The following is a 24,040-nucleotide window of genomic DNA, read 5'->3' as shown; positions in this document are numbered from 1 at the left end:
CCGTTCAGTCGTCGCGATGCGCGTCAACGGAACCCTCAAGGACCTCGCCGCGACAGTGACGGATGCCGACGAGGTCGAGCCGGTCACGATCGACAGCCCTGACGGACTCAACATCCTCCGCCATTCGGCGGCGCATGTTCTCGCGCAGGCGGTGCAGCGGATCAACCCGCAGGCGAACCTCGGCATCGGTCCGCCCATCACCGACGGCTTCTACTACGACTTCGGCGTCGAGACGCCGTTCACGCCCGAGGACATCAAGGCGATCACGAAGGAGATGCAGCGCATCGTGCGTGAGGGCCAGCGTTTCGTGCGCCGTGTCGTCACCGACGACGAGGCGCGAGTCGAGCTCGCCGACGAGCCCTTCAAGCTGGAGCTCATCGGTCTCAAGGGCGGCAAGGAGGCGGCAGAGGGCGCGTCCGTCGAAGTCGGCGAGGGCGAACTCACGATCTACGACAACACGACCCGCGACGGCGAGGTCGTCTGGAAGGACCTGTGCCGGGGGCCGCACCTGCCCAACACCCGCATGATCGGGAACGGCTGGGACCTCACCCGCATCGCCGCCGCCTACTGGCGCGGCAGTGAGAAGAACCCGCAGCTGCAGCGCATCTACGGCACGGCGTGGCCGTCGAAGGACGAGCTGCGCGAGTACCAGCACCGTCTCGAGGAGGCCGCGAAGCGCGACCACCGTCGACTGGGCAAGGAGCTCGACCTGTTCTCGTTCCCCGAGGAGATCGGCTCGGGCCTCTCGGTCTGGCACCCTCGCGGTGGCATCGTCCGCGGCGAGATGGAGCAGCACGCGCGCAGGCGGCACATCGAGGGCGGCTACACGTACGTGTACACCCCGCACATCTCGAAGGAAGACCTCTTCCTCACCTCGAACCACCTCGTCACGTACAAGGAGGGCATGTACCCGCCGATCGTCATGGACGAGGAGCGCGACGACGAGGGGAACATCACCAAGCAGGGCCAGGACTACTACCTGAAGCCCATGAACTGCCCGATGCACATCCTCATCTACAAGGAGCGGGCGCGCAGCTACCGCGACCTGCCGCTGCGCTTCGCCGAGAACGGCACCGTGTACCGCAACGAGCTGTCCGGTGCACTGCACGGCCTCACTCGCGTGCGCGGCTTCACCCAGGACGATTCGCACCTCTTCGTGACGCCGGACCAGCTCGAGGGCGAGGTCTCCAAGGTCCTCGAGTTCATCCTGTCGATGCTCCGCGACTTCGGCCTGACCGACTTCGAGCTCGAGCTGTCGATGAAGGACGACGAGAAGTCCAAGTGGATCGGCTCGGACGAGTTCTGGGAGTCGTCGACCGATGCTCTGCGTCGCGTCGCTGTGGCATCCGGTCTGAAGCTCACCGAGGTTCCGGGCGAGGCCGCCTTCTACGGCCCCAAGATCGACCTTAAGACGCGCGACGCGATCGGCCGCACCTGGCAGCTGTCGACCGTGCAGGTCGACCCCAACCTGCCCGAGCGCTTCGAGCTCGAGTACATGGACAAGGACGGCCAGAAGAAGCGGCCGATCATGATCCACCGTGCGCTGTTCGGGTCGATCGAGCGGTTCTTCGCGATCCTTCTCGAGCACTACGCCGGTGACTTCCCGGTGTGGCTGTCGCCGGTGCAGGTCGTCGGCATCCCCGTCGCAGACGAGTTCGCCGACTACCTCGGCGAGGTCGTCGACACCCTCCGGACGCAGGGAGTGCGGGCTGAGCTCGACACCTCCGACGACCGGATGCAGAAGAAGATCCGCACGCACACGACCGGCAAGGTTCCGCTGCTGCTGATCGCGGGGGAGAAGGACCGCGAGGCCGGCACCGTCTCGTTCCGCTACCGCGACGGCACGCAGGAGAACGGCGTGCCGATCGCCGACGCCGTCTCTCGCATCCGTGCCGCGATCGACGCGCACGCTCTCGTGCAGACAGCAGGGGACCTGGCGTGACGACGCCCTCCGAGCCGTGGGAGGACGCCGGCGAATTCGCCGGCGTCCCCGACGAGTTCCAGCGGCTGTGGACCCCGCACCGGATGGCGTACATCCAGGCGGGCCCGGAGCCGCTGCGCGAGGAGTGCCCGTTCTGCGAGGCTCCGAAGTTCCCGGATGCCGAACGGCTCATCGTGGCACGGGGCGAGACGGCCTACGTGCTGCTCAACCTGTTCCCCTACAACTCGGGGCACCTTCTGGTCTGCCCGTATCGCCACATCGCGACCTACGACCAGGCGACGCCCGAAGAGGTCGCCGAGATCGGTGCGCTGACCCAGATGGGCATGCGCGTACTCCGAGAGGTGTCACGCTGCGACGGCTTCAACCTCGGGATGAACCAGGGCGCCGTCGCGGGCGCCGGCGTCGACGGACACCTGCACCAGCACATCGTGCCGCGGTGGACGTCGGACGCCAACTTCTTCCCGATCATCGCGAAGACCAAGGCGCTGCCACAGCTGCTCGGCGAGGTACGCGAGGCCGTGGCAGACGCCTGGCCGAAGGCCTAGCGCGGGTCAGCGCACCTGACGCGCGGTGAACTGCATGCGCGGGTTCGCGTAGAACTCCTGCGCCTCGACGAGCTGCAGTTCGCGCGCACCGGACTCGAGGGTCGCCGCGAGCAGGTCGAACACGCTGGATGCCGTGCGCTCGAGCGCCGTGTTGGCGTCGCCCGTCGCGACGTAGTGCGCCGTGAACAGGGCCGCGGTCACGTCACCCGAGCCGTTGGCCTTCATCGGCAGGCGTGGCGTCTGCACGATCCAGGCGCCGGTCGGGTCGGCGACGAGCATCTCGATGGTGCCCTCTTCGCGGTCGGGGCGCTCGACGCTCGTGACGAGCACCGTGCGCGGTCCCATCGCCATAGCCAGGTCGACCGACGTCAGAGTGGACTCCAGCGTGTCGGGCTCGGTGTCAGTGAGGAAGCCGAGCTCGAACTGGTTCGGCGTGATGATGTCAGCAGCCGGCACGACCTTCTCGCGCAGGAGGATCGGGATGGCCGGTGCGACGAAGCATCCGGACTTCGCGTTGCCCATGACCGGGTCGCACGCGTACACGGCGTCGGGGTTGGCGGCCTTGACCCGCGCGACGGCGTCGATGATCACGTCTCCGATGCCCTCGCCGCCCTGATACCCGCTGAGCACCGCATCGATCTCGCCGAAGACGCCGCGTTCCTCGATTCCCGTGATGACCTCACGCACGTCGTTCGGATCGATCAGCGGCCCGCGCCAGGAGCCGTAGCCGGTGTGGTTCGAGAAGTTCACCGTGTAGACCGGGAGCACCTCGACGCCGATGCGCTGCAGCGGGAAGACTGCGGCGGAGTTTCCGACATGGCCGTACGCGACGGCGGACTGGATGGAGAGGATCTTCATTCTCCGATCCTTTCAGTGAGGGCGGGAAGGGTCCCGCGGCGGGTGTTCATCGCACGGCTGCGACGAGGTCGGCGACGAGCGTCTCCGCGTCGTCTTCTGACAGGTCATGAACGGTGAGACGCAGGTGGTGTGAGGGCTCGGCCCGCTCGTCGAGGGCGAAGTCGTCTCCCGTGCGCGCCAGCCAGCCACGTCGCATCAGTCGCTCGGCGACGACCCTGGCCGGTTTCGGCAGCCGCACCCACAGGCTCAGTCCGTCGGTGGCGGGGGAGTCGAGTCCCTGTTCCCGCAGACGATCCGCGAAGGCCGCGTTCCTCGCGGCGTAATGCTCTCGGGCCTCGGCGATCCGTGAGACGACAGCGTCATCGGTGAGCTGGGTCAGAGTGAGACGCTGCAGCAGGTGGCTGACCCATGTGGTGCCCGGGCTGAGCCGCATGGCGAGGCGCTCGGCCGTCGTCGCGTCCGTCGCGGCGATCGCGAGGCACATGTCGGGTCCGAGGAATTTCGAGACCGAGCGCACGAGGGCGAACCGGCGGTGCTCGGGTCCGATGAGGGACTCGTACGGCCGATGGGACAGCATCGAGAAATGGTCGTCTTCGATGATCAGCACATACGGGTGGTCAGCGAGCACGGCGCGCAGCTCGGCGGCCCGGGCGGCAGTGAGGCTCGCACCGGTCGGGTTCTGTGCACGAGGAGTGCAGATCACTGCGCGGACGCCGGCATCCAGCGCCTCGCGCAGCCCCTGGACCGTCATGCCCTGGTCATCGACGGGGACGGGAATCGCACGGTACCCCCCGAGGCGCACCGTGTGGATGCTGGCGAGGAAGCAGGGGTCCTCGAGCGCTACGGCGTCATCGCGCATCAGCGCTTGAGCGAGAAGGCGCTCCACGGCATCGACAGCCCCGCTGGTCACGGTGATGCCGAAGTCGAGGTGGCCGATGTCGCCGGCGATCCACTCGCGCGCCCATTCGTCGAGACCGCGGTCGATGACGGGTTCTCCGTAGAGCACGGGTCGCCCGGCGACCGTGGCGAGCGCCTGCGACGGATCGGGGATCAGCCGGGGATCGGGGTTGCCGGTGCCGACGTCGCGCAGCACCGTGTCGGACGCGTATCCCTCCTGGGCGACGGCCTCGAGACCCGCGATGACCGTGCCGGCGCGACCGCGCGAGATGACGATCCCCGCCTGGGCGAGCTGTCGGTAGGCGGCGACGGCGGTGTTGCGGTTGACGCCGAGAGTCGCCGCCAGCTCGCGGACAGGCGGAAGAGGGCTGCCTGCACGCAGGACCCCGCGGTCGCGCAGCCCGCGCACGCTGTCGGCGATGTCCGCTGCGGTGGTTCCCGTGATCTGGTCGCTCATGTGTCCTCACCTCCGATTCTAGGTCGTTCCGGACAGTGCTACTGTTTGGCCTAGATCAAACGAGACATCGTTCGACACCCATGCACATCGTGCTTCCCCGACAGGAGCTCTCATGACCGAACAGACCACCACCGGATCCTCGCGCGTCAAGCGCGGTCTCGCCGAGATGCTCAAGGGCGGGGTGATCATGGACGTCGTCACCGCAGATCAGGCGAAGATCGCCGAGGACGCCGGCGCCGTCGCCGTGATGGCCCTCGAACGGGTTCCCGCCGACATCCGCGCCCAGGGCGGAGTGTCGCGGATGAGCGACCCCGACATGATCGACAGCATCATCGCCTCGGTCTCGATCCCCGTGATGGCCAAGGCCCGCATCGGTCACTTCGTCGAGGCGCAGGTGCTGCAGGAGCTCGGCGTCGACTACATCGACGAGTCCGAGGTGCTGTCGCCCGCCGACTACGTGAACCACATCGACAAGCACGGCTTCGACGTGCCGTTCGTCTGCGGTGCCACGAACCTCGGTGAGGCACTCCGCCGGATCAACGAGGGTGCGGCCATGATCCGTTCCAAGGGCGAGGCCGGCACCGGCGATGTCTCCGAGGCGATGAAGCACATCCGCAAGATCCGCGGCGAGATCGCCGCGCTCACTGCGCTTCCCAAGGACGAGCTGTTCGTCGCCGCCAAAGAGCTGCAGGCGCCGTACGAGCTCGTCGCCGAGATCGCCGAGACGGGCAAGCTCCCCGTCGTGCTCTTCGTCGCCGGCGGCGTGGCCACGCCTGCGGATGCCGCCATGATGATGCAGCTGGGCGCGGACGGCGTGTTCGTCGGCTCCGGGATCTTCAAGTCGGGCAACCCCGTCGAGCGCGCGAAGGCGATCGTCAAGGCGACCACGTTCTTCGATGACGCGAAGGTCATCGCGGAGGTCTCGCGCGGCCTCGGAGAGGCGATGGTCGGAATCAACGTCTCCGACCTCCCCGCACCGCACCGCCTGGCCGAGCGTGGCTGGTAGACCCGCAGTCGGCGTGCTGGCCCTGCAGGGCGACGTGCGTGAGCACGCCGCCCTGCTGGCCGGGCTCGGTGCCGACGTCGTCCTCGTGCGGCGCCCCGAAGAGCTCGCCGCCGTGAGCGGCCTCGTGATCCCCGGTGGCGAGTCCAGCGTGATCGACAAGCTCTCGCGCACCTTCGGGATGCAGGAGCCGATCCGTGCCGCCATCGGCGCCGGGCTTCCCGCGTATGGAACGTGTGCGGGGCTGATCCTCCTCGCAGACGAGGTGCTCGACGGCATCGACGGGCAGCAGTCGTTCGGCGGTATGGACATCGCCGTGCGCCGCAATGCCTTCGGGCGTCAGACGGAGTCCTTCGAGATGTCGCTCGACGTCCCGGTGCTCGGCGAGCCCCCTGTGCACGCGACGTTCATCCGCGCTCCGATCGTGGAGCGGGCCGGTCCTGACGTAGAGGTGCTCGCGACGCTGCCCGACGGCGCGATCGTCGCTGTGCGGCATGGGTCGCTGCTCGGCACCAGCTTCCATCCTGAGGTCGACGGTGAGACGCGCTTCCACGAGATGTTCCTCGAGCGGGTCCGAGATCGCAGCGGTCGATGACATCGATCCATGGCGACCCGCCATGCACCAGAGCATGACAGGCCGTGGTCCCAGGTCGGACTAGTCTCTTTCGAGTGACTGGATCCAGGGCTGAGGCCGCCTACGCGCGTGCCATCACCGCATTCAGCACCCCGACGCTCGATCTTCTGCACGGTCGATTCGCCCCGTTCGTCGTGGCGTCGCTCACCCTTCTGTTCAACGCCGACCGGGCGTCGGTGGCGGTGGCGGATGCGCATGCCGAAATGGCCGAGGTGCTGGATGAGCTCCGCGCGGCGGGGTACGACGAGGACGACAGAAGGCTGCCTTCCGGCAGCGGACGCGACGTGTGCCGCAACTGGGTGCGCCTCGGCTGGCTGATCCAGCAGATCGATGACGACGTCGAGGTCTATCGGCTGTCGGCGCACGCCGTCGCCGCGCTCGAGATCTCGGGCCGCACGGGCGGAGGGCGCACGAGAGTGTCGAATTCCCGTGTGCGCACCCTGCTCGATGCCGTGGAGCACCTCTCGGTGAGCGCCGAGGTCGACCCGGTTCGTCGTCTGTCCCGGCTGCAGGCGGAGCGCGACCTGCTCGACGCCGAGATCGCCCGCATCCAGGAATCCGGCCACGCGGAGCCTGTGGATGACGAGGAACTCCTCGAGGAGGCGGAGAACGTCCTTCATCTGGCGCGCGAGCTCCCCGCCGACTTCACGAGGGTCGCGGAGTCGCTCCGAGCGATGCAGCGCGACGTCGTCGCCCATCTCCGGAGGGATGAGCGGCCGACGAGCGAGGTGCTGCGCGAGTATCTCCAGCGCGCCCAGGACGTGATGCAGTCGACCCCGGAGGGGCGTGCCTTCGCAGGTGCCCTGCGCCTGATCGGCGACCCCGAGCGCATCGATGCCCTCACCGAGCAGCTTCGCGGACTCCTCGACCAGCCCTTCGCGCGCATGCTCGACGGCACGCAGCGTGCCGAACTCGACGCGATCGCGCGACGCGTGGAGCTGGGGGTGGAGGAGGTGCTGGCCGCACAGCGCCGCGCCTCGCACGTCATCACCGGGCAGGTGAAGACCCACGACCCGTTGCGTGACCGTCAGATCGACGACCTCCTCCGTGACGTCATCGCAGGACTCCACGGGTGGTCTGGTCCGGCCGCGGTCGTCGATCCTGTGCGCAGCATGCCGCTTGCCGACCTCGGGCATCTCCGTCAGACGACCAGCGACATCCGCCCGCCGCGAGCTCCCGCACCGCTCACGGATGCAGACGACGTCGACTTCGTCGATCACGACACCCGTGCCTGGGGTGGTCCGAGGTATGCCGAGCTCGAGGAATACGTCGCCGGTCTCGGCGCGCAGTTCGATCTCGCCGAGGCGTTCGGGGCGGTGCCCGACGCGGCTCGGCGTCCGGTCGATCTCCTCGGCCTGCTCGAGATCGCGCACCGCAACGGCCTCGCGGACGGCGACGGGATCTCGACGGTGGAAGCGCTGAGGCCTGACGGGACGACTCGCCGCTTCGCCTTCGGCGCCGTGATCGCCCGCAGCACGAAAGAGGATGCAGATGAGTGACAACGACCTCACCACGGCCGTCGCCGATGAGGGATTCATAGCCCCCACGGCGATGGAGGACGACCTCGAGGCGCACTTCCCGGGTGACCGCGGCACGCTCGACCCCGAGATCAGGCGTGTGCTCGTGCATCTTCTGCAGCGCCGCTTCATCTCGATGGAGCGCAACCGGCGTGAGTGGACGCTGCTGATCGAACACCAGCACGTCATCGAGTCGCGGCTCAACGACATCTACCTGCGGCTGATCATCGATCATGCCCGCGGATTCGCGTACAAGCAGCAGCTGCGCTCCGATGAGGTCGAGATGCCGGTCCTGCTGAAGGATTCGCCGTACTCGCGGGCCGAGACGCTGGTGCTGGTGCACCTGCGAACCGTCTACCAGCGCGAGTCCGCATCAGGCGAGGGGTCCGTGCGGATCGACATCGAGGACGTCGAGCAGACCGTCCTCAGCTACTTCGCCGACACCGACGGCGGAACCGCGAAGCAGCAGAGGGCGATCCGCAGCGCACTGGACCGACTGGACCGAGAGGGCATCGTGCAGGAGGAGACCAGCGGGCGGTATCGGATCACCGCGCTCGTCGAGGTGGTGCTGAGCGCCGAGACTCTCAAAGAGCTGCGGGAGTGGCTGCGGGCCCAGGCGGTGGTGGCGCGATGACGATGATGGATACGCTCTTCGGAATGATCCCCGCGAGCTCCCGCGGCCAGCAGTGGGTGGCCGAGGAGCTGCAGCTCATCAACTGGGGCGGGTACGACGGGGGGGCGCACCGGGTGCGGTTCTCGCCGGATGCGACCCTGCTGTGCGGTGGGTCGGGGTCTGGAAAATCCACGCTCATGGACGGCTACATCGCCCTGATGATGCCGCACACGACGCCGTTCAACGGCGCCTCGAACGGCGGTGTCACGGGGCGTCCGCGGGGCGATGAGCAGCGCAACATCCTGTCGTACGGGCGCGGCAAGATCGACGAGTCCCGAACGGACGAGGGCACGAAGCTCCGAGTGCTGCGCGGTGACGGCGAGGACACCTGGAGCGCCGTCTCGATGACCTGGTTGGATCACGACGGCTCGCGCTTCACGGCGGTGCGCGCGTGGTACATCCCTGCGGACGCGCGAACGCTCGAGGACACCACGAGAGTGCGAGCCACGGTCGACGGCGCATTCGACCTCGCGCAGCTGGAGCGCGCCGCGACTCACCGGCTCACCGACACGTCGGTGCGAGCGGTCGGACTGGATCCCGTCGCCACCGACCGCGAGTTCTCAGCCCGGCTGCACGCCGTGCTCGGCATCGGCGCGGCCGGCTCCGGGGCGAAGGCGATCAGTCTTCTCGCCCGCATCCAGGCGGGGCAGCAGATCACCACGGTGGACGATCTGTACAAGAAGCTCGTGCTCGAGGAACCCGAGACGATGGCGACCGCGGACGCGGTGGTCGCTCACTTCGACGAGCTGGAGAGCACTCGCACGCGGATGCTGGTCGCCAAGCAGCAGGTGGCGGCTCTCGAGCCGATCCGCGGGATTTCCCATCGCATCGAGGAGGCATCGGAGCGGATGCGGGTCGTGGACGAGGTCGGGGTCTTCTCCGAGTCGACCTCGCTCGCGGCTCTCTGGAGCGCCGAGCGTCGTCTCGACCTGCTTCGCGAAGTGGAGGCGGATCTCCGCGACAGAACCCACGCGCTCCAGCTGGCCGTGCGTGAGAAGAACGCCCTCATCGCCGCCGCGGACAGCGAGCGCGAGGGTCTTCTGGACGTCCTGCGGCAGTCCGGAGGCGATCGCCTCGAGACCGCCCAGCGCGAACTGCGCGGCGTCGAGCGCCGCCTCGAAGACGTCCAGCGCGAGCGGTCCCGTTTCGACGCCGTCGCCGGCGAGCTCGGCATCGAGGTGCACGACGCGGCCGCGTTCGAGAGCCTGCTGACCCGTATCGGACGGGAGCTCCCGCAGGCAGGGATCCGAGGCGCCCGCGCCGCGTTCGCCGACGCCGAATCCGCTCGCAGAGCGGTGGAGACTGAGCTCGCGCAGGTGCGTGCCGAGCGAGACCGCACCCGAGACCTGCGGGGGAGCATCCCCGCACATCTGCACGAATCGAGAGCCCTGCTCGCTCAGGCCGCCGGGCTCGCTCCGACGGATCTGCCGTTCGTCGGCGAGCTGATCGAGGTGCGCACCGAGTTCGAGCCGTGGCGAGATGCATTCAACCTGGCGCTCGGCGGGTTCGCACGGACACTGCTCATCGACGTCTCGAACCTCGGACGATTCCGCGCGGCCATCGACTCGGTGCGCACCACGGAGCGGATCAGTTACGAGGGAGTGCACACCGGTCTCGCCGAGTCGCGGCCGGCCGACCCGAGAACGCTTCCGGGTCGACTCGAGCATCGGTCGACACCTTTCACCGGGTGGCTCCAGCAGCGACTCCGCGAGCGGTTCGAGTACGTCTGCGTCGATTCCTCGGCCGAGCTCGCCGAGCATCCTCGCGCGTTGACGATCACGGGACAGGTGTCGCAGGGCGACCGGGGGTCCCACGGCGGGCATGGCCGCGCGAACCTGCTCGGATTCTCGAACGCACGCCGTCTGCGTGAACTCGACGAGCAGGTCACCGAGCTCGAGATCCGACGTGATGCCGCGTCCTCGGCGGCTGGCGAAGCGGAGGCGGCCCTGGACCGGATCGAGGCCACGGCGAAGGCGCACGCGAAGATCGAGGATCTCGCCTGGGAGCAGATCGACGTCGAGGCGGTTTCGGCGGAGCGCGCGCGATGGCTCGCGGTCGAGGCGGAGGTCACGGTCGAGAACCCGAAGATCGCCGAGTTGCGTTCGCAGGCCGAGGAACTCAGGAAGCGGGCAGGTCGTCTGCGTGACGAGAGCGCCCGTCTCGGGCGTGACCTGACGCTCGGCCAGGACCGCTGGGTCGAGGTGACCGACCAGGTCGACGCCTCTCAGCGGATCGTCGATGCGGCCGAGGCCGCTGGTATCGCGCTGGACGAGCGGCACCGTTCCTTCCTCGACGCACGCTTCCTCGGCGCGGAGGCTTCCGTCAGCGTCACGGCATCCGAGCGACTCGCCCACCTCGACGCCGCGTTGCGCACTGCCGCGACGAGGCTGCTCGAGGACCGCACGTCGGCAGCCACGGCGCACGCCGAGCAGCGCGAGCAGATGCGACGCCTGATGACCGGGTTCCTCGAGCGCTGGGACACCCTCACGATCCTCCCCGACCCCGACGAGTCGGTCGGGGAGTTCGAGGGGATCCTCGATGCGCTGGAGACCAACGGCCTGCACGAGCTGGAGTCCGAGTGGCGTGACAGCCTTCTCAAGCTCTCCGGAAACGATCTGACGAGTCTGGACTCGACGCTCGGCCGCGCGCTGCGTGAGATCAAGAACCGCATCGACCCGATCAACAGGATCATGGAGGAGCTGCCGTTCTACGACGACGAGCACCGCCTGCAGATCACCCCTCGCGAGAATCAGTCCGAAGCGCGCAGACGATTCCGCAAGGAGCTGCGCGAGGTGCGCGGCCTCATCGACGCGGCGGAGACGGATGCTGACCGTGAGAGCGTCTACCGGCGGATGAGTCGCCTGATCGGACGGATGCGGCGGACGGCGCCGGACTTCGCCGAGCTCATCGACGTGCGCAACCATGTGCGGGTGAGTGCGGAGCGGATCCATGCCACGACCCGGGAGCACGTCGCGCTCTACGACCACATCGGCGAGAAATCGGGTGGAGAGTCGCAGGAGCTCGTCGCGTTCATCGTGGGTGCCGCGCTGCGATACCAGCTCGGCGACGCGGGAGCCGAGCGTCCCCGGTACGCGCCTGTGTTCATGGACGAGGCCCTGATCAAGGCTGATGCGCACTTCACGAAGCGTGCGATCGGCGCGTGGCGGGGTCTCGGCTTCCAGCTCGTGATCGGTGCGCCGAACGACAAGTACAGCGCGATCGAACCGCACGTCGACGTGGAGTACGACATCCTGAAGGACACCCGCGGTCGCTCCTGGGCTCGTCCGAAGGTGGGCCTGCCGGCCGGGGGCGAGTGATCGGGGCGAGTCGGATCAGCCCGACACGAGTGTTCGGATCGCGCCGACCGTGCGGTCGATGTCGTCTCGCGTCGTCGCCCAGGACGACATCGAGCATCGCAGCGCTGCGCGACCACGCCAGGCGGCCCCGGTCAGCGCAGCTGTGCCCTCGGCGAGCACGGCCTCGCCGAGGGCTCGCGTCGCCTCGTCGGAGTCGAGTCGGAACATCACCTGGGTGTAGTCGACGTCGTTGAGGATGCGGATGCCGTCGACCGAGGCGAGTCCCGATGCCATCGCAACGGCGTTCTCATGCAGTGCGTCGATGAGACGCGCGATTCCCTGCCGCCCGAGGCTGCGCATCGCCGCCCAGGCGGGCACGCCTCTGGCCCGCCTGGAGAGCTCCGGAGTGACATCCCAGGGGTCGAGGCTCGTGAAGACGAGATAGTCACCGCCGGTGCGGAACGCGGCGATCGAGTCGGCGGGATCGCGGACGATCGCCATTCCGCAGTCGTACGGGGCATTGAGGGTCTTGTGCGCATCCGTCGCCCATGAATCAGCCAGCCCCATCCCCTCGGTCAGGGAGCGAAGAGAGGGCGAGGCCGCGGCCCACAGCCCGAACGCACCATCGACATGCACCCATGCACCGTGCTCGTGCGCGATCGGGATGAGCGCGGCGAAGTCGTCGAACGCGCCGGTGTGCACCTCGCCCGCCTGAAGGCAGACGATGAGCGGCCCCGTGGTCTGATCGAGGGCGTGCGCCAGGGCCTCGGGTCTCATGCGCCCCTGGTCATCCGATTCGATCACGATCAGCTCGTCGGTTCCTATCCCGAGGAATCGAGCCGCCCGATCGATCGAGCCATGGCGATCGGCGCCGACGACGAATCTCACGGCGGGTGCGAGCCGAAGCCCCCTCTCCGAGAGATTCCAGCCGGTTCGTGCGAGAACGGCGTTGCGCGCTGTCGCCAAGCATGTGAAGTTCGCCATCTGGCCGCCCGTGACGAAACCGACGCTCGCGCTCTCAGGCAGCCCGAACAGCTCGATCATCCACTGTCCGGCGATGCGCTCCATCGCGACCGTCGTCGGGGTGAGAGTCGCCGACCCCGAGTTCTGGTCCCAGGTCGACACCAGCCAGTCTGCGGCGAGAGCGGCGGGGTGGGTGCCTCCTATCACGAAGCCGAAGAAGCGGCCTCCCGGAATCGCGACGAGGCCCGGATCACCCCGTCGTGCCATCTCCTCGATCACGCTCGCGGCATCCGTGCCTTCCTCGGGCAACGGACCCCCGAACGCAGACATCATCTCGTCGAGGCTCGCCCGCGGCCACACGGGTCTCTCGTCGAGCGACCCGAGAAAGTCGATTGCTGCGCGGTGTGCGGCTTCGAGGCCGCGGGTTCTGTCATCGACGGCTCTTTCGTCCATGAGTCAGGACTACACCTGCGCTGCCCGTGATGCCAGAGGGTGCTGACCGCCCTCCCTGCGAAACGGGTGGGACGTCCGCCACAGCTCACGGGCGTGGTTCGATAGAATGGACGACGCCCTGGGCAGTGCCCACGGCGGATACGACGAGCGGAGAATAATGTCCGGGCATTCCAAGTGGGCCACCACGAAGCACAAGAAGGCCATCATCGACTCCAGGCGCGCGAAGTCCTGGGCCAAGCTCATCAAGAACATCGAGGTCGCCGCCAAGCTGGGCGGAGCTGACCTGCAGGGCAACCCGACCCTTTTCGACGCCGTGCAGAAGGCGAAGAAGACCTCGGTCCCGAAGGACAACATCGACCGCGCGGTGAAGCGCGGAGCGGGCATCGGTGGCGAGGCTGTCGAATACACCTCGATCATGTACGAGGGCTACGGCCCCAACGGCGTCGCCATGATGATCGAGTGTCTGACCGACAACAAGAACCGCGCGGCGGCTGAGGTGCGCACCGCGCTCAGCCGCAACGGCGGAACGCTCGCGGACCCCGGCAGCGTCGCCTACAACTTCAGCCGCAAGGGCGTCATCGTGGTCGGATCCGAGGGGACCACCGAAGATGACGTGATGATGGCCGCTCTCGAGGCCGGCGCCGAAGAGATCGAGCCGCACGCTGAAGGCTTCGAGATCATCACCGAGGCCACCGATCTTGTAACGGTGCGCAGCGCCCTTCAGGAGGCGGGAATCGACTACGAGTCCGCCGACGTCGAGTTCGTTCCGAACCTCAAGGTCGAGATCGACGCAGACACCGCCCGCAAGATCTTCCGCCTCATCGATGCGCTCGAAGACAGCGAGGACGTGCAGAACGTCTTCACGAACTTCGACCTCACGCCCGAGGTGCAGGCCGAGCTCGAGAACGACGACGCGTAGGCGCGGCGTCGCCCCGGGATCCGGGGCGACGCATAGCCTGGGGGAGTGACGTCCTCCTCGCTTCGCGTGCTCGGCATCGACCCCGGTCTCACCCGGTGCGGTGTCGGCGTGGTCGACGTGGATCGGGCTCGTCGGGGCACACTCGTGCACGTCGGGGTCATCCGCTCCGAGCCTGATCTGCCGATCGGTGAGAGGCTCGCGCTGGTCGCGGCCGGCATCCGCGAGGTGATCGAGACCCATCGGCCCGACGCCGTCGCCGTCGAGCGGGTCTTCGCACAGCAGAACACCCACACAGTGATGGGCACGGCGCAGGCGAGCGGCGTGGCGCTGCTGCTCGCGGCCGAGGCCGGTCTTCCCGCAGCGACGCACACTCCGAGCGAGGTGAAAGCGGCGGTGACCGGCTATGGTTCGGCCGACAAGCGCCAGGTGCAGGCGATGATCGCGCGCATCCTCCGCCTGGATGCTCCTCCGCAACCGCCGGATGCCGCCGACGCGCTGGCGATCGCCCTCTGCCACGCATGGCGACGCGGCGCCGCCGGCGCACCAGGGCAGGAGTCGCTGACACCGGCGCAGAAGGCGTGGGCTGATGCGGAGCGTGTCGCTCGAACATATCTACGATCCGGTGCGTAGGCTGGTCGGATGATCTCCTCGCTGCACGGCGCTGTTCTCCACTCGACCGCCGATCAGGTCATCATCGACGTCGGTGGCGTCGGATTCTCGGTCGCCGTTCCCGCCGATGTCGCGCACACCGCGACGGTCGGCGAGAAGCTGCTGCTGCACACGAGCCTGATCGTCCGCGAGGACTCCCTGTCTCTGTTCGGATTCGCCGATCGCAGCGAGCTGGAGATCTTCGGACTGCTCATCAGCGTCACGGGCGTCGGACCGAAGTCGGCGCTCGGGGTGCTCTCGCACCTCACCGTCGACCAGATCGCCGAGGCCGTGACCGGCGAGGACGACGCGCCGTTCCGGCGTGTCTCCGGTATCGGCCCGAAGACGGCCAAACTCATCGTCCTCCAGCTCGCAGGCAAGGTTCACCCCGTCGGCGCCGGGTCGAAGCCGGTGAAGACCGGCCCAGTCGATGTCGTCGATCAGGTCACCGCCGCGCTGGTCGGCCTCGGGTGGACCGAGAAGGTCGCCGCCGAGGCCGCCGCGCAGACGGCCGCCGAGGCATCCGAGGCAGAGCGAGCGTCTGTGGCGCCGCTGCTGCGCCGCACTCTGGCTCTCCTGGGGCCGGCGCGTGTCTGACGTCCGCGACGCCGCCGAGCCGGCGGACGACACCGAGCTCGCCATCGAGGGTGCTCTGCGCCCCACGAGCCTGGGCGAGTTCGTCGGTCAGCAGAAGGTGCGTGGACAGCTCCAGCTCCTACTCGATGCGGCGCGGATCCAGAATCGTCCGCCGGATCACATCCTGCTCGCGGGTCCTCCCGGACTCGGCAAGACCACGCTGGCGATGATCGTCGCGCATGAGAGCGAGCGCCCGCTGCGACTCTCGAGCGGACCGGCGATCCAGCATGCCGGCGACCTCGCCGCCCTGCTCTCGAGTCTCGTGCCCGGCGAAGTGCTGTTCATCGACGAGATCCATCGCATGGCACGCTCTGCGGAGGAGATGCTGTACCTCGCGATGGAGGACTTCCGCATCGACATCATGGTCGGCAAAGGCGCAGGTGCGACCAGCATCCCGCTGGATCTCGCCCCGTTCACGCTCGTCGGTGCCACCACTCGCTCGGGCCTGCTCCCGAACCCGCTGCGCGACCGCTTCGGATTCACCGGCCACCTCGAGTTCTACGACGAACCGGAACTCGAGCGCGTCATCGATCGCTCCGCTCTCATGCTGCGCGTCGATCTGCCGCGGGATTCGCTCTCTGAGATCGCCCGCCGGTCGCGGGGTACACCGCGAATCGCGAACCGCCTGCTTCGACGGGTGCGGGACTATGCGCTCGTCCACGGCGGCGGGGAGGCCTCGCTGCACGGGGTCCGGGCTGCGCTCGAGCTCTACGACGTCGACCCGATCGGCCTCGACCGTCTCGACCGCGCCGTGCTCGAGGCTCTCGTGCGTCGCTTCCGCGGCGGGCCGGTCGGCCTCAGCACGCTAGCGGTGGCTGTCGGCGAGGAGGCGGAGACCGTCGAGAGCGTGGTCGAGCCGTACCTGGTGCGCATCGGATTCCTCGGCCGGACACCGCGTGGTCGAGTGGCCATGCCGGAGGCCTACGCCCACCTGGGGATCGCGCACCCCGATGGGGCGCTTCGACTTGATGACCTATAATCACTGAAGACTTCCCCCGATAGAACTGCGCGCCCGTCTGTGGTGCGCGCACCTGAGAAAGGCCCTTCGCCACCATGCCCATGGAAATCCTCCTCTTCGGCCTTCTCGCCGTGCTCGTCGTGTTCATGTTCGTCAACGGACGCAAGCGCCAGAAGCAGATGAAGGCGGAGCAGGAGGAGAAGGCCACCAAGACGGTTCCCGGTGTCAAGGTGCTCCTGCAGGGTGGTCTCTACGGCACGATCGTGGCGTACGACCACGATGACCTCGACTCGCCTGCGCTCGTCGAGATCGCGCCCGGCACGGTCATCGAGGTGCACAGCCAGGCGATCCTCCGCATCGTCGAGCCCAAGGACGCCGTCGTCGAGGATGTTGACGACTCGGTTGTCGTCGTCGATGAGGCGCCCATCGTCGATGACGCCCCTGCGATCGAGACCACCGAAGAGACCCGTCGTCGTCTCGAGCGCGACGCCGACGACAAGTAGTCTTCGCGCTGCACGACTTCGGCACTCCGGCATCTTAGAAAGCTGATCACACGTGGCCACTTCTTCCCCGGTCCGTCATGCCTGGCGGGTCCTCATGGGCCTGCTCCTGGTGACGGGCGTCCTCTTCGGCATCAACGCCCTCGGCGTCCACGTGTTCGAAAAGAGCTCCTGGTCTCCTGAGCTCGCGCTCGACCTCCAGGGCGGCACGCAGATCGTGCTGAGTGCGGAGACCGAAGACGGAGCTGCGCCCTCGCCGGAGCAGCTCGACCAGGCGGCGGCGATCATCCGACAGCGCGTCGACGCGTCTGGCGTGGCCGAGGCAGACATCACCACTGAGGGCGGCCGCAACATCGTGGTCCAGATCCCGGGTGTCGCCGACGAGCAGACGCGTGCCCGAATCCAGTCCAGCGCGCAGCTCGAGTTCCGCCCGGTGCTCGCCACGACCGCAGGCACCAACCAGTACGTGGGTGAAGACGGCAACGAGACGGCCTATCCGACTCCGGACGACTCGCTGAACGCGACGCCGACGGCCGAGCCGACGGATGCGAGCGACCTCGCATGGGTGACAGACCGGCTGGCCGCAGAGTTCCAGGCCTACGACTGCGCCAACCCCGACAACGACCCCTCGAACGCGCCCAAGGATCAGCCGCTCATCGCGTGCGATCCCTCCGGGCAGGCGAAGTACCTGCTGGGACCGACCGAGCTCACGGGCGATGCGATCACGGACGCCTCGGCGGGCCGTGATCCGAGGACGGGCGCATGGCTCGTCCAGCTCACCATGAACGGAGACGGCGCCGAGGCATTCGGCGAGGTCAGCACCCGCCTCAACCAGAACCGCCTGGCTGAGCTCTCGCCGCGTGACCAGTTCGCCTTCGTCCTCGACGGATCCGTCATCAGCGCACCGCGCATGAACGGGCAGATCCTCGACGGCCGCCCCAGCATCTCGGGCGACTTCACCCAGGAATCCGCGACCGCCCTGGCTGACCAGCTCAAGTTCGGCGCGCTGCCGCTCAGCTTCGAGGTGCAGAGCTCCGACACGATCTCGGCGACCCTGGGCACACAGCAGCTCCAGATCGGCCTCATCGCCGGACTCATCGGCCTCGCTCTCGTGGCGATCTACTCGCTGATCGTGTATCGCGCGCTCGGAACCGTGATCATCGCCTCGATCGCCGTGATGGCGGTGCTGACCTACGTCATCATCTGCATCCTCGCGTGGCGACTCGGGTTCCGCCTGTCGCTCGCCGGCGTCGCGGGTCTCATCGTCTCGATCGGCTTCACCGCCGACTCCTTCATCGTCTACTTCGAGAGGATCCGAGACGAGCTGCGCGACGGCAAGTCGATCACTTCGGCGGTCGAAGACGGCTGGGGCAGAGCCAAGCGGACCATCTACATCTCGAAGTCGATCAACATCCTCGCGGCCGTCGTGCTGTACATCCTCGCTGACTCCACAGTGAAGGGCTTCGCCTTCACACTGGGTCTGACGACCCTCATCGACGTGTTCATCTTCGTGATCTTCACCCACCCGGTGATGCAACTGCTCGCTCGCACGAAGTTCTTCGGCGGAGGACACAAGCTCTCCGGCCTCGACCCCGAATCGCTGGGCGCGGTGTACCGTAGCCGGTCGCAGTTCCGTCAGGTGCCGACCACCACGGCGGGGCGCGGTGCGAAGAACGCCAGGGCCAAGGGTGAAGCCGAGCGCCGTCAGACCATCGCAGAGCGCAAGCGCGCCGAAGCACTAGCCGGTGACAGATCCAGCCGCACCGGAAGCGAGGGGGACGCCTGATGGCTTCCATGAATGAGTTCGGCAACAACCTGTACTCGGGAAAGACCTCTTTCCCGTTCGTCGCCAAGCGCCGCCTGTGGTTCATCATCGCGATCGTCCTGGTCGTCGGTTCGGCGCTGGTGCCCCTCCTGCGCCCGATCCAGTTCTCGATCGAGTTCACCGGCGGGTCGCAGTTCACGGTGCAGGCGCCCGACAGCACCGACCAGCGGACCGCGACCGACGCAGTGCAGTCCGTCGTGCCGGGTGCAGCGACCAAGGTCGTCGTCATCAACGGCAGTGACATCCGCGTGCAGACCGATCAGATGGGCGCGGATGAGACCCAGCAGGTCTCCAACGCTCTGGCCGATGCCTTCGGAGTCGAACCCGACAGTGTGACGTCGTCGTTCATCGGCCCCGCGTGGGGCGAGAACGTCACCAGGCAGTCGTTGTGGGGACTCGCGATCTTCCTCGCACTGACCTTCCTGATCCTCGCCATCTACTTCCGCACCTGGAAAATGTCCGCGGCTGCGATCGTCGGCCTTCTGGATGTGCTCGTGATCACCGTCGGCGTCTACGCCCTCGCCGGTTTCGAGATCTCGCCCCCGGCGGTGATCGGTTTCCTCACGATCCTCGCCTATTCGCTGTACGACACGACGGTGGTGTTCGACAAGATCAGGGAGAACACGACGGAGGACGGCGAGAATTCGTCTCGGACGTTCGGCGAGTCGGTCAACCTCGCGGTGAACCAGACGCTGGTCCGATCGATCAACACCTCGGTCGTGGCCGCCCTGCCGGTGGGAGCCGTGCTCTTCATCGGCGCCTTCTGGCTCGGTGCCGAGTCGCTCACGGACATCTCGCTCTCGATCTTCGTCGGCATCCTGGTAGCGACCTACTCGACGCTGTTCGTGGCTGCTCCGCTCTACTCGCTGTTCCGCGAGAACGAGCCGCAGATCGCGGCGCGCGACGCGAAGATCCGCGAGGCGCGAAGCCTCGCAGCCGCAGAAGCCTGATCGTCCCCGCTCCTGGGGGCCGCACCCCGCAGGGCACGCGTAAACTGTTGTGATTCGGAGGTGAGCGGATGGCGGAACCGCAGACGGCGTCGCAGGGCTCCAGCCTGAGACGACTGGTTCCCCGCATCTTCTCCCGCGCGCCCAGGATCAACGACCTCGACAATCTGATCCGCACAGTGCGTGCGAATCACCCCAAGGGCGATCTGGCCGTCATCGAACGCGCCTACGCCGTCGCGAAGGAGAAGCACGCAGGGCAGCAGCGGCAGAGCGGTGAGCCGTACATCACGCACCCGCTCGCTGTCGCACAGATCCTCGCCGAGATGGGCCTCGGCCCTCGAGCGATCGCCGCAGCGCTGCTGCACGACACCGTCGAGGACACCGGCTACGCCCTCACCGACCTCACGGCGGAGTTCGGCGACGAGGTCGCGATGCTCGTCGACGGCGTCACCAAGCTCGACAAGGTCAAGTACGGCGAGAGCGCGCAGGCCGAGACCGTCCGAAAGATGATCGTCGCGATGTCGAAGGACATCCGCGTGCTGCTGATCAAGCTCGCCGACCGGCTGCACAACGCCCGCACCTGGGGCTTCGTCCCTCCTGAGAAGGCCGCGAAGAAGGCGAAGGAGACGCTCGAGATCTACGCGCCTCTCGCCAACCGCCTCGGCATCCAGGCGATCAAGTCGGAGCTCGAAGACCTCTCGTTCGCTGTGCTGCATCCGAAGATCTACAACGAGATCCACAACCTCATCGCGCAGCGCACGCCGCAGCGCGAGAAGTATCTCGCTCAGGTCGTCGAGGAGATCGACGAGGATCTGCGCGATCTGCGCATCCGCGGCAAGGTCGTCGGACGTCCGAAGCAGCTGTACTCCGTCTACCAGAAGATGGTGGTGCGAGGTCGCGAGTTCGATGACATCTACGACCTCATCGGCATCCGGGTGCTCGTCGCCTCCGTTCGCGACTGCTACGCCGTGCTCGGGGCGATCCACGCGCGGTGGACCCCGCTTCCCGGGCGCTTCAAGGACTACATCGCGACCCCGAAGTTCAACCTGTACCAGTCGCTGCACACCACGGTGATCGGTCCGTCCGGACGCACGGTCGAGATCCAGATCCGCACGCATGAGATGCACCAGCAGGCGGAATACGGTGTCGCCGCACACTGGATGTACAAGGAGCGGATGAACGGCGGGAAGGCCGAGGTCCGCGCGTCGGACAGCGACATGGCCTGGCTCGCCCACATCTCCGACTGGCAGGCCGAGACGGCCGACCCGGGGGAGTTCCTCGACTCCCTGCGGTTCGAGATCGGCGCCAAAGAGGTCTACGTCTTCACTCCCAAGGGTCGCGTGGTCGGTCTCCCGGCCGGCGCGACACCCGTCGACTTCGCCTATGCCGTGCACACCGAGATCGGTCACCGCACGATGGGCTCGAAGGTCAACGGTCGTCTCGTGCCGCTGGAGTCGGAACTCAAGAGCGGCGATGTGGTCGAGGTGTTCACCTCGAAGAACCCCGACGCCGGTCCGAGTCAGGATTGGCTCGGCTTCGTCAAGAGCACTCGCGCGCGCAACAAGATCCGCGGATGGTTCACGAAGGAACGTCGTGAAGAGGCCATCGAGCAGGGCAAGGAGGCCATCGCTCGCGCGATGCGCCGCCAGAACATGCCGCTGCAGCGGTTGATGAGCCAGGACTCGTTCGCCGAGGTGGCCCACCAACTCCGCTACGAGGACGTCTCGGCCCTGTATGCCGCTGTGGGCGAGGGGCACGTCTCGACGCAGTCGGTGCTCGAGAAGGTCACCGCGCTGGTCGCGGCGACCGACCCCGCCACAGGTCCGATCGACCTCCCCGGCAGCATGCCCTCGCGCGAGCCCCGCTCCGGCGATTCCGGAGTGCTCGTGCGTGGTGCATCCGACATCCTGGTCAAGGTCGCGAAGTGCTGCACCCCGGTGCCCGGCGATGCGATCGTCGGGTTCGTCACCCGTGGCAGTGGCGTGTCGGTGCACCGCACGGATTGCCCGAACGTCAAGGCGCTCGAGAGCGACGAGGACCGATTCGTCGAGGTGTCCTGGGCGCCGACGACCAAGAGCGTGTTCCGCGTGCAGATCCAGGTCGAGGCTCTCGACCGTTCGGGTCTTCTCTCGGATGTGACCCGTGTGCTCAGTGAGCACCACGTCAACATCCTGTCGGCGACGGTCAGCACCACGGACGAGCGCCTCGCGATCAGCCGCTTCGTGTTCGAGATGGGCGATGCCGTGCACCTCGACCGCGTGCTGAACGCCGTGCGTCGCATCGATGCGGTGTACGACGTCTACCGCGTCACCTCGTCCTGACGAGGAGCCTTTCGAGTGCACCGCGACCGGCCCGCTTTCCCGGCACGCGGATCATGGCGTCGATCTCGCTGAGTGCGACAGAGACGAGGGCCGGCTCGGTGTCGGCCAGCAGCAGCATCCATCGCCGCAGCGACTCGTCGCGGTGCAGGCCGAGGGCGAGATCGACCATCGTGCGCTGGGGCGTCATGACGGGCACCCCGCCGATCAGCTCGATGTGCGTGCGAGACAGCGCGGTGTCGTGCAGGATCACCCGAGGGGGCAGCGTTGCGCGGATGCGGTGGCCGACCGCACGTCTGACATGGTGGCGAGCGGGCGGAGCGTCACCGGCCCCGTGAATCCATGCGGCGGATGGACCGGAGGCAGCTGTGTCGGCGGGGACGAGACCCGCGATCGCAGCCGCCCTCGCGCTCGGGCTCTCGATGAGATCGGCGGGAATGTAGCCCTCGCCGAGGTCGACCAGGTGCCCGTCGATCCTCGCCGCGCTGAGCTCGGGGATCGTGAGCCGTTCACCGGGCAGATACAGGAACGCGGGGTGCATCACGCCAGTCTGGCGCGGTGCACCCCGCGTTCCGTGTCGATCGGAGGATCTGTGGAGAAGGTCAGCCGCCGAGCGCGTTCAGCCAGGCGCGGCGCGCTTCGAGCGCATCCGCTGCGGCCTTGGCGGCCTTCTTGTCTCCCGACTTCTCTGCGGCGGCGAGCTCGGCCTCGAGCTTCTCGATCGCTTCGAGGAGCTGCGAGCTCATGTCGTTGGCGCGCGCCTTGGTCTCGGGGTTGTTCTTCTTCCAGTCGACTTCTTCACGAGCCTTGAGAGCCTGCTCGATCACGCGGAGGCGATCGTCGAGCGCCCGCTCCTTGTCTCGGGGGAAGATGCGACCGATCTCGTCCCACTGGCGCTGGATGCCGGTGAGCAGCGCGCGGGCGCGCTTGATGTTGGGCTCGTCGGCCACGGCCTTCGCCTCTTCGAGCAGAGCCTGGCGAGCCTCGATCTTCGGAGCGGAGTCTGCCTCTTCCGCAGCCGACTGCTCGGCCCGCGCCGAGTACAGCGCGTCTCCCGCCGCCTTGAACCGTGCCCACAGCGCGTCGTCTGCCTTGCGTCCCGCGCGGCCGGCGGCCTTCCATTCGTCGAGCAGGGTGCGGTACGCAGGGATGCCGTCGACGCCGCGCGGTGCGAGTGCCTCTGCGCGCTCGACCAGACGGGTCTTCGCGTCGCGGGCGGTCTTGTGCGTGTCGTCGAGCTCGGAGTAGAACGCGCGGCGTGCCTTGTCGACCGTGCCGCGTGCATCGCGGAACCGCTTCCAGAGCTGCTGCGAGACGCCCTTCGACAGGCGCGGACCGTTCTGCTGCTGTGCCTGCCAGGCGTCGAAGAGCTCGCCGAGCTCAGCGGTGACCTGCTTCCACTGCACCTTCGACAGGTCGCGGGCGGCGATCTCCTCGGCACGCTCGACGAGGGCCGTGCGATCGGCGATGGCCTTGTCGACCAGTTCTTTCGCCTGCTGGGCCTCCTGAGCCGTCGCCTCGGAGAGCGAGGAGGTCAGGGCGTTCAGTCGCTCGCGGAGTCCGGCGAGGTCGCCGACGGCGGCCGCATCCGTCGCCTCGGCGAGAAGGTGGCCCGCCTGCTTGACGAGGTCGGCGGCGGAGGCGCCCCCGGCCTGGTGGCGCTGCTCGAGCGTGTGCACCTTGAAAGCGATGTCCTCGTACTTGCGCACGAAGTAGGCGAGCGCCTCGTCGGGGGTGCCGTCAGGGTACTGTCCGACGACGCGCCAGTCCTCGCCCTCGCGGACCTCGACGGTGCCGTCGTCTGTGACGCGACCCCACTTGGCGGCGTCGGACGACGACGCGGCGCTGGCGGCGGCAGCGGCCGGCGCGACGGCAGCCGGCGTCGGCACCTTTCGCGGCAGGGGCGCAGCCGGGGGAGCGGGAACGGGGGGAGTCGGCTTCGACGGCTCTGTGGCAGACACGGTGATTCTCCTTGCGCGGTAGGGCCCGCGGGAGGCGGAAAGGACGAGCTTCAGCCTAGTACGAGAGCGAGGTTGCAATGTGGTGGTCGG

At 67.7% G+C, this 24,040-nt stretch carries 20 protein-coding genes; 15 read left to right on the top strand and 5 right to left on the bottom strand.

Annotation, left to right across the window (positions count from 1 at the left end):
* The first annotated feature begins 16 nt into the window (after positions 1-16).
* A complete protein-coding gene (thrS, locus tag ASF87_RS15160; RefSeq protein WP_235558975.1) occupies positions 17-1,942 on the top strand; it encodes a threonine--tRNA ligase in 1,926 nt (641 codons plus the stop codon).
* Positions 1,939-2,487, top strand: coding sequence for an HIT family protein (locus ASF87_RS15155; RefSeq protein WP_056376973.1), 549 nt, complete (start codon positions 1,939-1,941; stop codon positions 2,485-2,487). Before thrS ends, ASF87_RS15155 begins: the two co-directional genes overlap by 4 nt.
* Positions 2,488-2,493: 6 nt before the next feature.
* On the opposite strand, the gene pdxY is transcribed toward ASF87_RS15155, so the two are convergent.
* Together pdxY and ASF87_RS15145 are read right to left on the bottom strand one after the other, a co-directional pair.
* Positions 2,494-3,345 carry a pyridoxal kinase PdxY gene (pdxY, locus tag ASF87_RS15150; RefSeq protein ID WP_056376971.1) on the bottom strand — a complete coding sequence of 284 codons (852 nt, stop codon included), beginning with the start codon at positions 3,343-3,345 and terminating at the stop codon, positions 2,494-2,496.
* A gap of 46 nt (positions 3,346-3,391) precedes the next feature.
* A complete protein-coding gene (locus ASF87_RS15145; RefSeq protein ID WP_056376969.1) occupies positions 3,392-4,699 on the bottom strand; it encodes an aminotransferase class I/II-fold pyridoxal phosphate-dependent enzyme in 1,308 nt (435 codons plus the stop codon).
* A 112-nt stretch (positions 4,700-4,811) separates the two neighbouring features.
* Between ASF87_RS15145 and pdxS the strand changes: the two genes are divergently transcribed.
* From pdxS to ASF87_RS15120, 5 genes are all read left to right on the top strand, one after another.
* Positions 4,812-5,705, top strand: coding sequence for a pyridoxal 5'-phosphate synthase lyase subunit PdxS (pdxS, locus tag ASF87_RS15140; RefSeq protein ID WP_056376967.1), 894 nt, complete (start codon positions 4,812-4,814; stop codon positions 5,703-5,705).
* Complete coding sequence (pdxT, locus tag ASF87_RS15135) at positions 5,695-6,297, top strand: pyridoxal 5'-phosphate synthase glutaminase subunit PdxT (protein WP_056376965.1); 603 nt, start codon at positions 5,695-5,697, stop codon at positions 6,295-6,297. The genes pdxS and pdxT overlap by 11 nt, the downstream gene beginning before the upstream one ends.
* A gap of 74 nt (positions 6,298-6,371) precedes the next feature.
* On the top strand, positions 6,372-7,835 hold the full coding sequence (locus ASF87_RS15130) for a DUF3375 domain-containing protein (protein WP_056376963.1): 1,464 nt from the start codon (positions 6,372-6,374) through the stop codon (positions 7,833-7,835).
* Entirely contained in the window at positions 7,828-8,487 is a 660-nt protein-coding gene (locus tag ASF87_RS15125; RefSeq protein WP_056377089.1) for a DUF4194 domain-containing protein, read from the top strand. The genes ASF87_RS15130 and ASF87_RS15125 overlap by 8 nt, the downstream gene beginning before the upstream one ends.
* Positions 8,484-11,843, top strand: a complete 3,360-nt coding sequence (locus ASF87_RS15120) for an ATP-binding protein (RefSeq protein ID WP_056376962.1) — start codon at positions 8,484-8,486, stop codon at positions 11,841-11,843. The genes ASF87_RS15125 and ASF87_RS15120 overlap by 4 nt, the downstream gene beginning before the upstream one ends.
* 15 nt (positions 11,844-11,858) lie before the next feature.
* Here ASF87_RS15120 and ASF87_RS15115 read toward each other — a convergent pair whose 3' ends face one another.
* Positions 11,859-13,118 carry a pyridoxal phosphate-dependent decarboxylase family protein gene (locus tag ASF87_RS15115; RefSeq protein ID WP_235558974.1) on the bottom strand — a complete coding sequence of 420 codons (1,260 nt, stop codon included), beginning with the start codon at positions 13,116-13,118 and terminating at the stop codon, positions 11,859-11,861.
* A gap of 277 nt (positions 13,119-13,395) precedes the next feature.
* Between ASF87_RS15115 and ASF87_RS15110 the strand changes: the two genes are divergently transcribed.
* From ASF87_RS15110 to ASF87_RS15075, 8 genes are all read left to right on the top strand, one after another.
* The gene (locus ASF87_RS15110) at positions 13,396-14,157 is read left to right on the top strand and encodes a YebC/PmpR family DNA-binding transcriptional regulator (protein ID WP_042540590.1); all 762 of its coding nucleotides are present in this window, start codon (positions 13,396-13,398) and stop codon (positions 14,155-14,157) included.
* 45 nt (positions 14,158-14,202) lie between these two features.
* A complete protein-coding gene (ruvC, locus tag ASF87_RS15105; protein WP_056376957.1) occupies positions 14,203-14,787 on the top strand; it encodes a crossover junction endodeoxyribonuclease RuvC in 585 nt (194 codons plus the stop codon).
* 9 nt (positions 14,788-14,796) lie between these two features.
* Positions 14,797-15,402, top strand: coding sequence for a Holliday junction branch migration protein RuvA (gene ruvA / locus ASF87_RS15100; RefSeq protein ID WP_056376955.1), 606 nt, complete (start codon positions 14,797-14,799; stop codon positions 15,400-15,402).
* The gene (ruvB, locus tag ASF87_RS15095; protein WP_042540584.1) at positions 15,395-16,420 is read left to right on the top strand and encodes a Holliday junction branch migration DNA helicase RuvB; all 1,026 of its coding nucleotides are present in this window, start codon (positions 15,395-15,397) and stop codon (positions 16,418-16,420) included. Before ruvA ends, ruvB begins: the two co-directional genes overlap by 8 nt.
* 80 nt (positions 16,421-16,500) lie before the next feature.
* A complete protein-coding gene (locus ASF87_RS15090) occupies positions 16,501-16,902 on the top strand; it encodes a preprotein translocase subunit YajC (RefSeq protein WP_056376954.1) in 402 nt (133 codons plus the stop codon).
* A gap of 52 nt (positions 16,903-16,954) precedes the next feature.
* Positions 16,955-18,685: a protein translocase subunit SecD gene (gene secD / locus ASF87_RS15085; RefSeq protein WP_056376952.1), complete on the top strand. Its 1,731-nt coding sequence runs from the start codon at positions 16,955-16,957 to the stop codon at positions 18,683-18,685.
* On the top strand, positions 18,685-19,674 hold the full coding sequence (gene secF / locus ASF87_RS15080; protein ID WP_056376950.1) for a protein translocase subunit SecF: 990 nt from the start codon (positions 18,685-18,687) through the stop codon (positions 19,672-19,674). Before secD ends, secF begins: the two co-directional genes overlap by 1 nt.
* Positions 19,675-19,742: 68 nt before the next feature.
* On the top strand, positions 19,743-21,992 hold the full coding sequence (locus tag ASF87_RS15075) for a RelA/SpoT family protein (protein ID WP_042540575.1): 2,250 nt from the start codon (positions 19,743-19,745) through the stop codon (positions 21,990-21,992).
* On the opposite strand, the gene ASF87_RS15070 is transcribed toward ASF87_RS15075, so the two are convergent.
* Both ASF87_RS15070 and ASF87_RS15065 read right to left on the bottom strand, forming a co-directional pair.
* Positions 21,979-22,530 carry a type IV toxin-antitoxin system AbiEi family antitoxin gene (locus tag ASF87_RS15070; protein ID WP_056376948.1) on the bottom strand — a complete coding sequence of 184 codons (552 nt, stop codon included), beginning with the start codon at positions 22,528-22,530 and terminating at the stop codon, positions 21,979-21,981. The genes ASF87_RS15075 and ASF87_RS15070 overlap by 14 nt on opposite strands.
* Before the next feature lie 61 nt (positions 22,531-22,591).
* Positions 22,592-23,950, bottom strand: a complete 1,359-nt coding sequence (locus tag ASF87_RS15065) for a DUF349 domain-containing protein (protein ID WP_079112825.1) — start codon at positions 23,948-23,950, stop codon at positions 22,592-22,594.
* Positions 23,951-24,040: the final 90 nt, after the last annotated feature.

Source organism: Microbacterium sp. Leaf161 (genome assembly GCF_001423645.1).
GTDB lineage: Bacteria > Actinomycetota > Actinomycetes > Actinomycetales > Microbacteriaceae > Microbacterium > Microbacterium forte.
Note: the sequence above shows the minus strand (reverse complement) of the source record. Positions and strands in the feature narration are given on the sequence as shown.